Origin of the sequence: Sphingomonas sp. (assembly GCF_050725575.1) — a bacterium.
Classification (GTDB): domain Bacteria; phylum Pseudomonadota; class Alphaproteobacteria; order Sphingomonadales; family Sphingomonadaceae; genus Sphingomonas.
Genome location: NZ_JBOHHW010000013.1, coordinates 83,458 through 98,863, shown reverse-complemented (window position 1 = coordinate 98,863; position 15,406 = coordinate 83,458). Strand labels below are relative to the sequence as shown.

Annotated in this window: 14 protein-coding genes; 12 read left to right on the top strand and 2 right to left on the bottom strand. The window is 66.1% G+C overall.

Annotation, left to right across the window (positions count from 1 at the left end):
• Position 1: 1 nt before the first annotated feature.
• On the top strand, positions 2 to 2,083 hold the full coding sequence (flhA, locus tag ACRECS_RS11440; RefSeq protein WP_431583084.1) for a flagellar biosynthesis protein FlhA: 2,082 nt from the start codon (positions 2 to 4) through the stop codon (positions 2,081 to 2,083).
• Positions 2,080 to 2,829, top strand: a complete 750-nt coding sequence (locus tag ACRECS_RS11435; RefSeq protein ID WP_431583083.1) for a sigma-70 family RNA polymerase sigma factor — start codon at positions 2,080 to 2,082, stop codon at positions 2,827 to 2,829. The genes flhA and ACRECS_RS11435 overlap by 4 nt, the downstream gene beginning before the upstream one ends.
• 485 nt (positions 2,830 to 3,314) lie before the next feature.
• Here the strand turns inward: ACRECS_RS11435 and ACRECS_RS11430 are convergent, their stop codons facing one another.
• Positions 3,315 to 4,280 carry a LysR family transcriptional regulator gene (locus ACRECS_RS11430; RefSeq protein ID WP_431583082.1) on the bottom strand — a complete coding sequence of 322 codons (966 nt, stop codon included), beginning with the start codon at positions 4,278 to 4,280 and terminating at the stop codon, positions 3,315 to 3,317.
• A 96-nt stretch (positions 4,281 to 4,376) separates the two neighbouring features.
• Here ACRECS_RS11430 and ACRECS_RS11425 point away from each other — a divergent pair, with 96 nt between their 5' ends.
• Positions 4,377 to 5,552, top strand: a complete 1,176-nt coding sequence (locus ACRECS_RS11425; RefSeq protein ID WP_431583081.1) for an MFS transporter — start codon at positions 4,377 to 4,379, stop codon at positions 5,550 to 5,552.
• Positions 5,553 to 5,673: 121 nt separating this feature from the next.
• On the opposite strand, the gene ACRECS_RS11420 is transcribed toward ACRECS_RS11425, so the two are convergent.
• Positions 5,674 to 6,492: a flagellin gene (locus ACRECS_RS11420; protein WP_431583080.1), complete on the bottom strand. Its 819-nt coding sequence runs from the start codon at positions 6,490 to 6,492 to the stop codon at positions 5,674 to 5,676.
• A gap of 306 nt (positions 6,493 to 6,798) precedes the next feature.
• On the opposite strand from ACRECS_RS11420, the gene ACRECS_RS11415 reads away from it, so the two are divergent.
• From ACRECS_RS11415 to ACRECS_RS11375, 9 genes are read left to right on the top strand one after another with little or no spacing between them, the layout of a single operon-like run.
• The gene (locus ACRECS_RS11415; RefSeq protein ID WP_431583079.1) at positions 6,799 to 8,076 is read left to right on the top strand and encodes a sigma-54 interaction domain-containing protein; all 1,278 of its coding nucleotides are present in this window, start codon (positions 6,799 to 6,801) and stop codon (positions 8,074 to 8,076) included.
• Positions 8,073 to 8,435: a flagellar hook-basal body complex protein FliE gene (gene fliE / locus ACRECS_RS11410; RefSeq protein WP_431583078.1), complete on the top strand. Its 363-nt coding sequence runs from the start codon at positions 8,073 to 8,075 to the stop codon at positions 8,433 to 8,435. The genes ACRECS_RS11415 and fliE overlap by 4 nt, the downstream gene beginning before the upstream one ends.
• Before the next feature lie 3 nt (positions 8,436 to 8,438).
• Positions 8,439 to 10,118, top strand: coding sequence for a flagellar basal-body MS-ring/collar protein FliF (fliF, locus tag ACRECS_RS11405; protein WP_431583077.1), 1,680 nt, complete (start codon positions 8,439 to 8,441; stop codon positions 10,116 to 10,118).
• Positions 10,115 to 11,122 (top strand): flagellar motor switch protein FliG, encoded by a 1,008-nt coding sequence (fliG, locus tag ACRECS_RS11400; RefSeq protein ID WP_431583076.1) that lies wholly within the window; start codon positions 10,115 to 10,117, stop codon positions 11,120 to 11,122. The genes fliF and fliG overlap by 4 nt, the downstream gene beginning before the upstream one ends.
• Entirely contained in the window at positions 11,115 to 11,840 is a 726-nt protein-coding gene (locus ACRECS_RS11395; RefSeq protein ID WP_431583075.1) for a FliH/SctL family protein, read from the top strand. The genes fliG and ACRECS_RS11395 overlap by 8 nt, the downstream gene beginning before the upstream one ends.
• Before the next feature lie 10 nt (positions 11,841 to 11,850).
• The gene (locus tag ACRECS_RS11390) at positions 11,851 to 13,179 is read left to right on the top strand and encodes a FliI/YscN family ATPase (RefSeq protein ID WP_431583074.1); all 1,329 of its coding nucleotides are present in this window, start codon (positions 11,851 to 11,853) and stop codon (positions 13,177 to 13,179) included.
• 1 nt (position 13,180) lies between these two features.
• On the top strand, positions 13,181 to 13,600 hold the full coding sequence (locus ACRECS_RS11385) for a hypothetical protein (RefSeq protein ID WP_431583073.1): 420 nt from the start codon (positions 13,181 to 13,183) through the stop codon (positions 13,598 to 13,600).
• Positions 13,601 to 13,637: 37 nt separating this feature from the next.
• Entirely contained in the window at positions 13,638 to 14,774 is a 1,137-nt protein-coding gene (locus ACRECS_RS11380; RefSeq protein WP_431583072.1) for a flagellar hook-length control protein FliK, read from the top strand.
• Positions 14,775 to 14,791: 17 nt separating this feature from the next.
• Positions 14,792 to 15,403, top strand: coding sequence for a flagellar basal body-associated FliL family protein (locus tag ACRECS_RS11375; protein WP_431583071.1), 612 nt, complete (start codon positions 14,792 to 14,794; stop codon positions 15,401 to 15,403).
• Positions 15,404 to 15,406 lie beyond the last annotated feature (3 nt).

Genomic DNA, 15,406 nt, shown 5'->3' with positions numbered 1-15,406 from the left:
CATGGCCATTGCCCTCAAGTCGCGCGGCATATTGCCGCTGCTGCGCAGCGCCGCCCTGCCGCTTGCGACCTTGCTGCTCGTCATCCTGATGGTCGTGCCGATCCCGACCTTCCTGCTCGACGTGTTCTTCATCATGAACATCGCGATCAGCCTCGCAGTGCTGATGGTCGCGCTGAATGCGCAAAAGCCGCTCGATTTCTCCGCCTTCCCGACCGTGCTGCTGTTCGCGACCCTGTTCCGGCTTGGCCTTAACGTCGCGTCGACCCGCGTCGTGCTTGGTCACGGACATGAGGGTGAAGCCGCCGCCGGTCACGTCATCGAGGCATTCGGCACTTTCGTCATCGGCGGCGACTATATTGTCGGCCTGTTCGTGTTCGCGATCCTCGTCATCATCAACATGATCGTGGTGACCAAGGGCGCGGGCCGCGTGTCGGAAGTGTCCGCGCGCTTCACGCTTGACGCCTTGCCCGGCAAGCAGATGGCGATCGACGCCGATCTCAATGCCGGCCTGATCACGCCCGAGGAAGCCAAGGCGCGCCGCATCGAGGTGTCGACCGAGGCCGATTTCTACGGCTCGATGGACGGCTCGTCCAAGTTCGTGAAGGGCGATGCGGTCGCCGGCCTTCTGATCCTGTTCGCCAATATCGCCGGCGGCCTGATCCTCGGCCCGGTCAGCCATGGCATGTCGATCGGCGACGCCGCGCAGACCTATGTCCTGCTTGCGATCGGCGATGCGCTGGTCGCGCAGCTGCCCTCGCTGATCCTGTCGATCGCCGCTGCCGCGATCGTCACCCGCGTCACCTCAAGTCAGGATCTCGCCGGCCAGATCGGCGGCCAGTTCGCCTCGGCACGCACCTGGACCCCGGTCGCGGTGATCCTCGCCTTGCTTGGCATCATGCCCGGCATGCCGCACTTCATCATCCTGCCGGCCGCAGGCATTGCCGGTTTCGCTGCCTGGAAGCTCAACCAGCAGGCCAAGCGTCCCGCACCGGTCGAAATCGTCGCCGCAGAACCGATCGACCAGTCAAAGATCGGCTGGGACGAGGTTTCGGATCATATGCAGGTCGTGCTCGACATCGGCTACGGCTTGGTGCCGCTGGTCGACGAGCGGCGCGGCAGCCCGTTGATGGGCCGCATCACCGGCGTGCGCCGCCAGCTGTCGAAGGAGCTCGGTTTCGTCGTGCCGCAAGTCCGCGTGCGCGACGACATCAACCTGCCGCCCTTTGCCTATCGCATCAATGTCGGCGGCGTAACCGTCGGCGAGGACAGCGTCTCGCCCGACGAGATGCTCGCGCTCGACACCGGCCAGGCGGTCGGCTCGCTCAACGGCAAGCGCGCCAAGGATCCGACCTTCGGCCTTGATGCGGTGTGGATCGCGCAGGGCGATGCCGATGCCGCGACCGGCGCCGGCTATCTCGTGGTCGATCCGGGAACGGTGGTCGCGACGCATCTCAACCATCAGCTCGGCGCGCATGCCGCCGAACTGCTCGGCCCCGACGAGGTGCAGAGCCTGCTCGACGGGCTGAAGGATCGCGCCGCCAATCTGGTCGCCGCGCTGTCGCCCAATCCCTTGCCGCTGACCACGCTGACCCAGGTGCTGCGTGGCCTGCTCGCGGAGAATATACCGTTGAAGGAATTCCGCCGCATCGCCGCCGCGATCGCCGTCGCTGCGCAAAAGACGCCCGATGCCGACGAGATCATCGAGATGATCCGCCCCCAGCTTGGCGGCCTGATCATCCAGAAACTGTGCGGCGTGCGCGAGCCGCTGCGCGTGATGACGCTGGAAGGGCAGCTCGAAGGGCTGCTCGGCCAGGCGGTCCGCTCCGATCCATCGCGCCGCCACACGATCGAGCCCGATCTCGGCCGCCGCATCGTCGATGCGCTGCAACGCGCCGCAGCACCGTTGGTCGCCGACGCAAAGCCGTTCGCCCTGGTCGTACAGCCGGCGATCCGCGTCGCGATCCGCAAGCTGGTGCGCACGATCCTGCCCGACACGCCGGTGATGAGCTTCTTCGAAGTGCCGGAGGAGAAGGCCGTCGAAGTGGTCGCGGTGATCGGCGCGCCGGAGGCATTGGCAGCATGAGCGCCCATCCCCTCCCCGCCGCCTTCGCTGACGCCGCGCCGCTGACCTATGGCCGCAGCCGCGCCGTGCCCGATCTCGACCGGCTCGCGCGTAAGCATTTGCCGCTGGTCCGGCGCATCGCCTGGCATGTCCATGGCAGCATGAGCAGCCTGGTCGAGGTCGAGGACCTGATCCAGATCGGGCTGGTTGCGCTGGTCGAGGCCGTCGGCGGCTTCGAGGATCGCGGCCAGGTGACGTTCGAGCAATATCTGGTGACGCGGGTGCGCGGGTCGATGATCGACGCGCTGCGCCGCCAGGCGACGCTGACGCGCGGCGCGATGCAACGCCGGCGCGCTTTCCAGGAAGCGATCAAGGCACTGACCGCCGAAACCGGCCACGCGCCGACCGAGACACTTATTGCGGAGAGACTGGGCGTGACGATCGAAAAGCTCCGGATCGACTATGCGACCGCGGAACCGCTGCGCTTCGAGCCGATCGATGAGATCTACAGCGACGACAAGCCGTGGTTCGCGAGCGACGATCCCGATGCGTTCGAGCAGCTCGCCGACTCCGACCTGCGCGACACGCTGATCGCCGCGATCTCCGCGCTGCCCGAGCGCGAGGCGCAGGTGGTGCAACTCTATTATGTCGAGGAATTGAACCTCGAGGAGATCGGGCTGGTGCTCGGCGTCGGCGCGGCGCGGATCTGCCAGATCAAGGCGTCGGCCCATGCCCGGCTGAAAAAAGCGCTAGCGCGGCAGGTTTAGAGTCTCATCGGCTTTGGTGGAATCACTTCCCTCCGTTCGTCCCCGGACTTGATCCGGGGTTGTCGAAGCACCGCCCTTCTTCTGCGTCGAAAAAGGGAGAACGGCCCTTCGACAAGCTCAGGGAGAACGGGAGGGGGTGGATCAACTCCGCTCGAAATCGCCCCTGGCGGTTCGATAAGCGGCCATCGCACCGCTGTTTTCCGCTGTTATTCCGGCATAAAAAAACGCACCCCTGTTATGTTGGATATCAGACGCAAACTTTCCACTATTTTACAGTCGCTTATACCCCGCGACCCCTGTTCCGATAACAGGGGTGGAACAGCGGCATAACAGGGGTGAGCTGACCGCTGTTATGGCGGGAACAGCGGTCGCAAACGCGCATTCTGAGTCAGTCATGTCAAAGAGCGGGACAGAACACCGGCGAGTATTCCGTCCGCCGTCACACTGGCATGATCGTGGTCAGGGTTGAATCGACATCGCCCGCGCTATCGGCCGGCGGATTCGCTGCTGACACTGGCTGTTCCGCTCACCCTTGGAGCAGCGATCAGCGCGTCCTTGCCGAGCCGCTCGGCGAGATAATCGACGAACACGCGCACCCGCGCCGGCATCTGCGCGCCGCCGATGAACAAGGCGTGGAATGCCTCCCGATCGCCCGGGTTGAACGCGTCGAGCAGGCTCACCAGCCGACCGGCAGCGATATCCTCCGCGACATGAAACGTGCCGACACGGGCAATGCCGATACCCTCGCGCGCAAATTGCGCGACGGTCTCGCCATTATTCGCCTCGACATTGCCGGTCACCGCCAGCTCCACCTCCTCCTCCCCGATCCGGAACGGCCAGCCGATCTGGTGACGTCGGAAATTGAAGCCGATGCAATTATGCGCGAACAGGTCGTTCGGCGTCCTCGGGCAACCATGGCGCGCGAGATAGGCCGGCGACGCAACGACCGACCGACCGCTGTCACCCAGCCGCCGCGCCATCAGAGTGCTGTCGGCGAGCGGCCCGATGCGAATCGCGACATCGGCGCGCTCCTCCACCAGGTCGATGATCGTGTCGGTCAGGCTGAGATCGACCATGATGTCGGGATACAGTTCGAGGAATGGCCCGAGCAGCGGCACAATGGCGAGCCGGCCATGCACCAATGTCGCGGTGACTCGTAACCGGCCACGCGGCGACCCGCGATCCGCCGCGACCCGCTCGGCATCGTCAAGATCGCGCAGGATGCGTTGCGCGGCACGGTGATATGCCTCACCTTCGGCGGTCAGCGCCAGCGCGCGCGTGGTGCGCACGAATAGCCGCACACCGAGCCGCGTCTCCAGCTTGGTGATGGTCCGGCTGATGGCGGAAGGCGTCAGGTCGAGCGCCCGTGCGGCGGCCGAGAAGCTGCCGCGTGTCACCACCTCGGCCACCACTTCCATCTCGCCGGTGCGATCGACCCATTCACGTGCCATTTGTGCGCTTCATTCACAGATGCTTGCCGTTTGGGCACCCTACAGCACGGATGGCGGAACCGCCATATGCTTCCGGCGATAGGGAGCCTTTCCAACATGAAGATCAATCCACCCATTCTCGCGCTGGCGATCGGCGCTTTCGGCATTGGCGTGACCGAATTCGCGCCGATGGGCCTGTTGCCGATCATGGCGACCGATCTGGGCGTATCGATCCCGGTCGCCGGCCTGCTGGTCAGTGCCTATGCGCTTGGCGTGCTGCTGTGCGCACCGCTGATGACGCTGACCACGACGCGGGTGCCGCGCAGGACTTTGCTGATCGCGCTGATGGGCATCTTCACGCTCGGCAACCTGCTCTCCGCTGTGGCCGATGGCTATGCGATGCTGATGGCCGCGCGAATCATCACCTCGATGACGCACGGCGCATTCTTCGGCGTTGGATCGATCGTCGCGGCGAGCGTCGTACCGGACAATAAGCGCGCCGGTGCGGTCGCCGCGATGTTCATGGGCCTAACCATCGCCAATGTCGCCGGTGTCCCGGCCGCATCCTGGGTCGGCGAAGTCGCCGGCTGGCGCACGGCCTTTTTCGGCATATCCGGGCTTGGTGTGCTGGCGATGGCCGCTTTGTGGTTCGCGGTACCCTATGCCAGGGTGACCGAGGCGGCCGACATGCGCGCCGAACTGCGCGTCCTGCGCCGCCATCAGGTGCTGACCGCGCTTGCCCTGACCGTGATCGGGTCCGGCGCCATGTTCACCGTGTTCACCTATATCGCGCCGATCCTGCGCGAAGAAACGCATGCCTCGGTCGCCTTCATCACTGCCATGCTGATGGTGTATGGGATTGGCCTGACTGTGGGGAACTGGCTCGGCGGGCGCTATGCCGACCGCTCGATCGACGGCACGCTGCTCGTCGTGCTCAGCGCGCTGACCGCATTGCTGTTGCTGTTCGCGGTGACGATGCATTGGCCGGTGCCGGCCGCGCTGTCGATCTTCGCCTGGGGCGTCGCGACCTTCGCGCTGGTGCCGCCGCTGCAGATGCGCGTGATGGCGGCCGCGTCGGACGCGCCCAATCTGGCCAGCGCGATGAATATCGGCGCCTTTAACCTGGGCAATGCGCTGGGTGCCGCGATCGGCGGCGCGGTGATCAGTGTCGGGCTTGGCTATGTCGCTGTCTCGATCGCCGGCGCGATGGTTGCCGGTTCAGCGCTGATCCTGGCGTTCGCGACGCGCGGCCAGAGCCTCCCGACCGCCGAGCCTGCCGCCTGCGCCACCTGACGCCAAAAACCCCGGCGGTCTCGCGACCACCGGGGTTTTCAGTTGCTCCACCCAGTGCGGGAAGAGCCCGGTCGGCGCCGACACCCAATAGGGGGGCGGTGCCGGCGCCGTAGCCGTTAACTTAACGCAGCAGCGACAATACGCCCTGCTGGCTCTGGTTTGCCTGGGCAAGCATCGCGGTCGATGCCTGGCTCAGGATCTGGGCCTTGGCGAGGTTGGTCGTTTCGGCCGAGAAGTCGGCGTCTTCGATCCGGCTGCGTGCGTCGGTCAGGTTGGTGACGTTGGAGGTCAGGTTGTTGACCACCGACTGCAGCCGGTTCTGCGACGCACCGAGCGATGCACGCTTGGTCGAGATAACGTCGAGTGCGGTGTCGACCGTGCCCAGCGCCGTGTTGGCGCCAGCTGCGGTAGCGACAGTCGCGGTGTCGACACCGGTCAAGGTGACGGCGGACAGAGCGAGATCGACGGTATCGCCCGAATTCGCACCCGTCTGGATGGACACGACGCCTGCCGTGCCGGCCGTACCGTCGAACAGCTTCACGCCGTTGAACTCGGTCTTCGAGACGATGTCGGCGATCTGCTTCGTCAGTTCGGTGACTTCAGTCTGCAGGTTGGTGCGGTCGGCGTCCGAGTAGGTGCCCGAAGCCGACTGAACCGCGAGCTCGCGAACGCGCTGCAGCATGTTGGTGACTTCGCCGAGTGCGCCTTCAGCCGTCTGCGCCATCGACATGCCGTCGTTCGCATTACGAACGGCCTGGTTCATGCCGCGGATCTGCGACGTCATCGACGATGCGATGGCGAGGCCGGCGGCGTCGTCCTTGGCCGAGTTGATGCGCTTGCCGGTCGACAGGCGCTCAATGCTCTGCTGCAGGTTTACGTTAGCGGCCGTCGACGCGTTCGAAGCGCGCAGCGAACCGATATTGGTTCCGATAACAGTCATGTCAAAATCTCCGTTATGACCCTGACGATCCCCGCCGCCCCCTAGCGGAGGGCTGAGCCGTCACAGGGTAGAACGACCGGTTGGCGGCGGGATTAAGCACTTTTGCAAACCATCATCGAAAATAGCACCGGCAGGGGCGGCAGACGGTTGCCGCAGGCCCGGGAATCGCCTGCAGGATATCGGGGTGGCGGCCCTGGATTCATAAGGGTCCAAATCGGTGCGGAAATATTTTGCCGCCCGGCAACATGTTTAACGCGCCGTTTACCATCCACAGGCCATTGCCTCCTTACTCAAAGGGGGGAATTCATGCGGTCGATCGTTCCATCAGCTGCGGTGCTGCGGCAGAAATATGCCCTGGTCTCGTCACTCCGCGCGCAGGGCTTTGCGGTCCGCTCGTTCGAGGATGGCCGCCCGCAGCCCGGCGACCTGTTCCTGGTCGCTGACGGCGAAACACCGCCCGCCCCGGCGCGCACCGTGATCGTCGGCGAGAATGGCCGTTATGTCATGCCGTCGCGCGACGGCAGCCCGGCCCGGATCGCGTTCGCCCCTGAAGACGCCGCCGTCGGCAATGGTTTCGTCCGCGCGCTGGTCGCCGGTGCGGAAACGCCGACCGCCGCCGACCCCGAGAGCCTTGCCCTTTACGCGCTTGCCGAACGCGTTGCCGCCGCCGACATCACCGTACTGATCAACGGCCCGACCGGCACCGGCAAGGAAGTGCTTGCGCGCCATATCCATCTCTCATCCGACCGCCGCGACGGCCCATTCATCGCGATCAATTGCGCGGCATTGCCCGAGACGATGCTCGAGGCCCTGCTGTTCGGCCATCAAAAGGGTGCCTTCACCGGCGCCTCTTCGGGCGGTGAGGGTTTCTTCCGCGCCGCCAATGGCGGCACGCTGCTGCTCGACGAGATCGCCGAGATGCCGATCCAGCTGCAGGCCAAGTTGCTCCGGGCGCTGCAGGAGCGCGAAGTGGTGCCGATCGGCGCCTCGACGCCCGAAGCGATCGACGTCCGCGTCATCGCCTGCGCCAACCGCGACCTGCAGACCGAAGTCGCCGAGGGCCGGTTCCGCGCCGATCTCTATTACCGCCTGTCGGTCTTCCCGCTCAGCACCAAGCCGCTCAACGAGCGTCGCCAGGACATTCCCTCGCTCGCCGCGACGATGATTCTGCGCCATGCCGGCAACCGCAATATTGTGCCCTGGCCCGATGCCGCGGCGATCGATGCGCTGGTCCGTCACGACTGGCCGGGCAATGTCCGCGAGCTCGAAAACGTCATTCAGCGCGCGTTGCTGTTCGCCGCCGGCGACACGATCTCGCCCGAGCATATCGTGTTCGACCGCGCGCCGACCCCATTGGTCCAGCGCGCCGCGAACGACCAGCCGGCACCGGCGACCTTGGGCAATATTGTCCAGATGCACGAGTTCCAGGCGATCCGCGAAACGCTCGCCGCCTGCGGCGGCAGCCGGATCGAGACCGCGAAGCGGCTCGGCATTTCGGAGCGTACTTTGCGCTACCGGCTCGCCAAAGCGCGCGAACAGGGTGACGATATCACCCGTACCTCTAATCAGGCAGCATCGGCATGAGCGCGATCGACGGGGTCGGCGGTGCTGCCGGCATCGACCGGGTGATGGCGCTTCGTGCGCAGATCCTCGAACGCAATCAGGCGCTGCAGCGCGCCAACGCATCGGCCGGCGCACCCGCGGGTGCAACCGAGGCAAAGCCAGCCAGCTTTGCCGCGACGATGGAAGACGCGCTGAAGAGCGTGAACCAGGGCCAGGCCAAGGCCGGCGAACTCTCCGCCGCCTATGAGCGCGGCGAAACGATCGACATCGCCAAGGTGATGCTCGCCCGCCAGCAGGCTTCGGTCGGCTTCGAGGCGACGCTGCAAGTCCGCAACAAACTCCTGTCCGCCTATAAGGACATTATGAGCATGCCGGTATAAACCATGAGCAACGCCCTCACCCCGCAGCCTGGCAATGCTCTTCCCGAGCGCTTCGCCAATCCCTTGCAGCAGATCTCCGGTCTGCTCGCCCAGCCCGCGGTGCGCCGCAGCCTGCCCATGGTGCTGATGGTCAGCCTGATCGCCGCCGCCGCGCTTGCGTGGATGTCGTTCAGCACGGCACCGCAGAAAACCCTGTTCGCGCAGCTCAGCGATGCCGATAAGGGATCGGTCACCCAGGCGCTTGAACAGGCCAACATCTCCAGCCGCATCGATAGCGGATCGGGCGCGCTGACCGTCAATGAGGATGATTATTCCCGCGCCCGCATCCTGCTCGCCGGGCAGGGTCTGCCCAAGGCGACGCCGGGCGGCTATGCGCTCCTCGACCAGCTGCCGATGGGCGTGAGCCGCGCCGTTGAGGGCGAACGGCTGCGTCAGGCGCGCGAGACCGAACTTGCCCGGTCGATCGAGGAAATCGATTCGGTCGCCGAGGCGCGCGTCCATCTCGCCACGCCCGAGGCATCGGTGTTCATCCGCGACAATGCCGCGCCATCGGCATCGGTGATCCTGAAACTCCAGGCCGGGCGCAGCCTGGCGGACTCTCAGGTCGCCTCGATCATCAACCTCGTCGCCTCATCGGTACCGGGGATGAAATCCGATGCCGTGACGATCGTCGACCAGATGGGCGGGCTGCTCACCAAGGCCTCCGACCGCAGTGCGCTCGGTATCGCCAGCGACGAACGCATCGCCTTCCAGCGCCGCGTCGAAGATAAATATCGCGCCCAAGTCGTCCAGCTGCTGACCCCGCTGGTCGGCGCGGGCAATTTCACCACCGAAGTGCAGACCGATGTCGACCTGAACGAGACCCAGGCGACGCGCGAAAGCTATGACAAGCAGGGCGCGCTGCGCGCCGAACAGGGCAACTGGACCGGCAACCAGAAGGATGGCGCGCAGCCGGGTGGCATCCCGGGCGCCCTGTCCAACACCGCGCCGCCGCCATCGACCATCACCTCGCCCGCCGCCGACGCGGCAGCCGCCGCCAAGGCCGGTGCGACGCCCGGCGCACCGCCGGCGGGAGCAGCAGCACCGGCCGAGCCAGTCAAGCAGAGCGATCAGTTCGCCCGGTCCTATGATCTGGGCAAGGAAGTGTCGGTCAGCCGCACTGCACCGGGGGCAATCACGCGCCTGTCGGTTGCCGTGCTGCTGCGCGACGTGGAGGGGAGCAAGCCGCGCAGCCCGGTCGAGATCCAGCAGATCACGCAGCTGGTCCAGACCGCCGTCGGCTATAGCCAGGCGCGCGGCGACCAGGTGACGGTGATCAGCCGCAAGTTCGCCGGCGCCGCGACGGTCGAGGACAAGCAGCCCTGGTATGATGCCGGCTGGCTGCCGGTCGTCGCCCGCAACGTCACCGCGATCATCATCGCGCTGCTCGTGCTGATGCTTGGCGTCCGTCCGCTTGCCCGCGCGCTGATGAAGAAGCGCGACGATGCCACACCGCGCATGGCGCTGGGCCGCGATCTCGGCAATCTCAATGCGAATGGCCAGCCCCAGGCCGGCCCGCCGGTCAGCATTGACGCCATCGCCGGTGCGCAGAATTACGATGACCGGATCGGCATGGTGCGCGGCTTTACCCGCGACAATCCGGCGCGCGCCGCGCTCGCCGTCAGGGATATGATCAAGTCATGACCGCACCCTTTCGCAACTACACCGGCGTCGAGCGCGCCGCCGTGCTGATGATGCTGGTCGGCGAGGAAGAAGCCGCCGCCATCCTGCAGAAGCTCGACCCCGAGGAAGTCCGCCAGCTCGGCAAGGCGATGTTCGCCGTCGCCGATGTCAGCGAGAGCGAAGTCGAATTCGTGCTCGACGATTTCGTCGGCAAGGCGCGCGAGCGCACTGGCATCTCGTTCGATCCGCGGCCGCAGATCGAAGCGGTGATGCACCGTGCGCTGGGCCAGGAAAAGGCCGACAGCGTGCTGGCGCGGATCATCCCGACCGAGGATGCATGCCAGATCGACCTGCTCGACTGGCTCGACGCCGGCGAGATCGCCGGAATGATCGAAAAGGAGCATCCGCAGATTGCCGCGGTGCTGATCGCCAATCTCGACCCCAATGTCGGCGCGCAGGTGCTCGAATTGCTGCCCGATGCGGTACAGCCCGACATCCTTCACCGCATCGCGCGGCTCGGCCCGATCACGCCCGAGGCGATCGAGACGCTGACCACGATGCTCGCCGGCCGCGCTGGTGCGACCAAACAGTCCGCCGGGCTGACCCTGGGCGGCACGCGCGACGCGGCGAAAATCCTGTCGAGCGGCCGCAAGGCGACCGAGCAGCGCGTCATGCCCAAGCTGTTCAAGATCGACCGCGAAGTCGCCAGAGCGATCGAAGAGGCGATGTTCGTGTTCGACAATCTGCTTGAGCTCGACGACAAGAATCTGGGCACGCTGATCCGCAACATCGACGGCGATATCCTGACCCGCGCCTTGAAGGGTGTGGACGAAAGCGTCCGCAACCGCTTCCTCGGCTGCATGTCGAGCCGCGCCGCCGACGGCATTCGCGACGAGATGGAAGCGCGCGGTCCGATGAAGCTCAGCGAAGTGTTGGAGGCGCAGAAGGTGATCATCCAGATCGCGCGCAACCTGGCCAAGGACGGCACGATCATGATGGGCGGCGGCGAGGACGATTATGTCTGAGTTTGCGCCTGGCTTCTCCGCCCGCCACAATGCCGCGGCACAGATACTGCACCAGGCTTTCTCGATGCCCGACGAAGGATTCTCCCCATTCGACCTGCGCGCCCGAGCCAAGCCGTCCGGCCCGGTGCATTATTCGCCCCAGGTCAATCCGAAGCATTTCGAACCCGCTGATCCCGACGCCAACCCGACCGAAGGCTGGGACCCGTTCGACACCGGCATGCCATCCGGTTTCGTCGACCCGGTCGCGACTGCGCATTCCGCCGGCTATGCCGAAGGGATCGCCGCCGCGCTGGCTGAAGCCGGCGAGGCCGGGGAACGCGACCGTGCGCTGCTGACCGGGCTGGCCGACGCGCTGCGCGCCGACGACCGGCTCGACCGCGAGCATATGGCGCGGCAGTTGCGCCAGACCGTCTTGTTCCTGGTGTCCAGGATCGTCGGTGAGGTCGGCATCGCGCCCGACATCCTTGCCGGGCGGATCGACGCCGCGGCCGAGATGCTGGCAGACAGCGCCGAAGCGGCGATGGTGCGCGTCCATCCCGATGATGTCGCGCTGCTTGAAGACAAATTGCCGCGCAGCGTACTCGCGGTCGGCGATGCCGCGATCGCACGCGGCAGCTTCATCCTCGAATCCGCCTCGACCATCATCGAGGACGGCCCGGAACTCTGGCTGGAACAGCTCGCGCTCGCGATCGATCGCGTCGCGGTGCCGCCCAAATGAAACAGGCCTAATGTTGAACCGCTTCACGACCAATTATCTCGAATCGCTTGGGGTGCCAGACTTTGCGCCACAGCCCAAGGTATCGGGACGCCTCGCCTCGTTCGACGGGCTGTTGATGGAGGCGATCGGCCTGCAGCTGCCGGTCGGCACAATGTGCCAGGTCGGCGCCAAAGGCGCGGGCGTGGAGGCCGAGGTGATCGGGTTCCGCAATGGCCGCACCCTGTTGATGAATCTCGGCGGCCCGGCACCGTTGCTGCCGCAATCGCCGGTCCGGCCGATCGGCCCTCCCGGTGAAGCCGAGGTCGGCGCCGCCCTGCTCGGCCGGGTGGTCGATGGCGCGGGCAAGCCGATCGACGGGCTCGGCCCGATTCGCGGCGCCGGGCGCTGGCCGATCGGCGGCAAGCTGCAAAGCCCGCTCGACCGTGGCCGCGTATTGCAGCCAATGGATGTCGGGGTGCGCGCGATCAACGGGCTGCTCACCATCGGCCAGGGTCAGCGCATCGGCATCATGGCAGGCTCAGGCGTCGGCAAATCGGTGCTGCTCGGCATGATCGTGCGCGCCGCCCAGGCGGATGTGATCGTCATCGGCCTGATCGGCGAGCGCAGCCGCGAAGTCGCCGATTTCCTCGAGACCAAGGTGGCGGGCGAAGCGCGGGCGCGCTCGGTGGTGATCGCGGTCCCGGCCAATCATTCGCCGGTGCTGCGCATCCGCGGCGCGCTGCGCACCCATGCCATTGCCGAGGCGTTCCGCGCCGAGGGCAAGAAAGTGCTGTTGATCATGGACAGCCTGACTCGCGTCGCGCATGCCGGCCGCGAGATCGGCCTGGCGCTGGGCGAGCCGGCCAGCGCACGCGGCTATCCGCCCAGCGCGATCGCCATGCTGCCCAATCTGATCGAACGCGCCGGCACCTGTGTGTCGAGCGGCGGATCGATCACGGCGATCTATACCGTGCTTGCGGATGGCGATGACGGCAATGATCCGGTGGTCGATTCGGCACGCTCGATCCTTGATGGCCATATCGTGCTGTCGCGCCAGCTCGCCGAGCGCGGCGTTTATCCCGCGATCGATATCGGGCCATCGGTCAGCCGGGTGATGACTGACATTGTCGGCCGGCCACACGCCAATGCCGCGCGCGTGCTGCGCCGGCATCTCGCCACCTATGAGGAAAATCGCGACCTGGTGCTGATGGGCGCCTATCGCTCCGGCGCCGATCCGGCGATCGACGCCGCGATCGCGTGTCACCCGGCGGTGATGGAATATATCCGCCAGGACCCGGACGAGACCGTGTCGCTGAACGACGCGACCGAGGAACTGGTCGGCGTGTTCGGCGCCGACTGAGATGGCGCAGACCCGCAAGCTCGACCGGATCCTGCGCGTCCGCACGCTTCAGCTCGGACTGGTGCGGGCCGAGGAAGCGCGCGCCAACGAACGGGTTGCGAGCGAAGTCACGTTGCGCAACCGCATCGCCCAGCTTGCCGAGGATATCGCCCCGTCCACCAGCGGCGGCCATGCCTTTTCGCTGATCGCCGCGGCGCATTTCCGCGACCGGCTGCAGCAATCGGCCGAAGCGGCCGAACAACGCCTGCGCATCGCCGAACGCGGCGTCGAACGTGCCGCCGAGGCATCGCGCGAAGCCAAGCGCGATCAGAGCGCAATCGAGAAACTTCTCGCCCGTGCTGACGCCGAAGCGGCACTCAAGGCGATTCGCGCGATGGAAAGCGCACCATCGGTCAGGAAAATCCGGCACGATCCTTGCTGATCGCCCGGCGGCGACTGTCGCCGGCCGGGGTATATGGATGATCGAGTTTTCTGCAGCATTGGCAAAGCCGTCTGAAAAGGCGCCGAAAGCCGCCGGTTCCGGCGGCGATTCGAGCGCCTTCACGGTCGCGCTGGCCGATTTTCTGAAGGCGGGAGACACGGCGCCAGCGGGTGATCCGGCATTGCCGGGACTGTCCGTAAAGCGGCAGGATCTTGCCGCCGGCGGCGAAGCCTTGCCTGACGATGCCGATACCGAGATTGATCCGACCCTGGTCTGGCTGCCGGCCGCCCTGCCTCAGCCCTTGCCCGTCGCACGGGCAATTCCGTTACCCGGCGGGCCGCAACTGACGATCAACGCGGCATTATCCACCCCTGCCTTGCCGCTCGCGGCTGATCCAGCGCTGACCGAAACCGCTCAGCCCTTGACCGGCGCGCAGCCCATGGGAGTCGCCACGGCGATTCCGGGCAAGCCAGTGATTGATGTTTCAACACCGATCCCGGTCGAGGCCAAAGCGCAGCCGGTGACGGCCGACAACGCCGCGCCACGTCGCGACGCGCCGATATCGGCAACCGGCGCGGCAGCCGCACTGTCACCAGCACCGACCGCTCAGCCCGCCGGCCAGGCCTTTGCCGCCGCGATACTTGCCGCCATCGGCCAGCGTCAGCGCGTTGCTGGCGAGGATGATCGTCCACAGACGCCGGCCGCTCTTGCCGCCGCGCTCAACGCGGTGACCGAGACGGTTCATCGCCCGGTCGTCCAGGCAGCCGGGGATGCACAGCGCGCACCACTCGATCTGCGGCAGGATGCGGGGCTGCAGGCAATGATCGACCGGATCGAGGTGCTGCGTGACGATGCCGATTCGCGCGACACGCGCATCCGCCTCGTTCCCGATGCGCTCGGCGCAGTCGACGTCGCAGTGCGTAAACATGGCGACACGCTGCACGTCCATTTCACCGCGGAAAGCGCCGCGACCCGCACCTTGCTGAACGATGCGCAGCCGCGCCTGGCCGAACTTGCCGAAGCGCGCGGCGTGCGCATCGCGCAGTCGAGCGTCGATGGCGGCGGCACCGGCGCCGGGCGCCAGCCGCACCAGCCCCAGCCGATCCTCCCGAACGCGCCGGCCCGCGCCGCAAGTCCCGACACCGACACCACCACTGATCAACGCATCGCTTGAGCTGAAGGAACAAGACCATGAGCGACCCCGCAGAAGACGTGAAAGCGCCCAAGAAGAAGGGCGGACTGATGAAGAAGCTGATGCTTGGCGTCGGCCTGCTCGTGCTGGTCGGCGGCGGCGTTGGCGCGGGGCTCTATGCCTCGGGCTCGGGCCTGCTCGGCGGCGGCGCCGCGCATGTCGAAGCCGCAGCGAGCGGCCCCAGGCTGGTCCCGAAGAGCGAGCAGAAACGCGGCGGCGGCGCCGGTGGCGAGGGTGAGGGCGGCGGCGAGAGCCATGGCAAGGCGCCGCCCAAGGGCTCGGGCGGCGACAAGTTCGCGTCCAATTATTATGCGTTGGAAAAGGAGTTCACCTCCAACCTCCAGGACAGCGTGCATTTCGTCCAGGTCGGCATCGCCATCTCCACGCCCTATGACGACACGGTCATCGACAATCTGAAAACCAACGAGATCGCGGTGCGCTCCGCGATCCTGATGACGCTTGGCGATACGTCGGAGGAGCAGGTCTTCTCGGTCGAGGGCAAGACGCAATTGCAGCGCCGGCTGGCCAAGGCGATCAACGACACGCTTAAGGAAAAAGAAGGTTTTGGCGGCGTTGGTAACGTCTACTTTACCAATTTTGTTGTTCAGTGAACG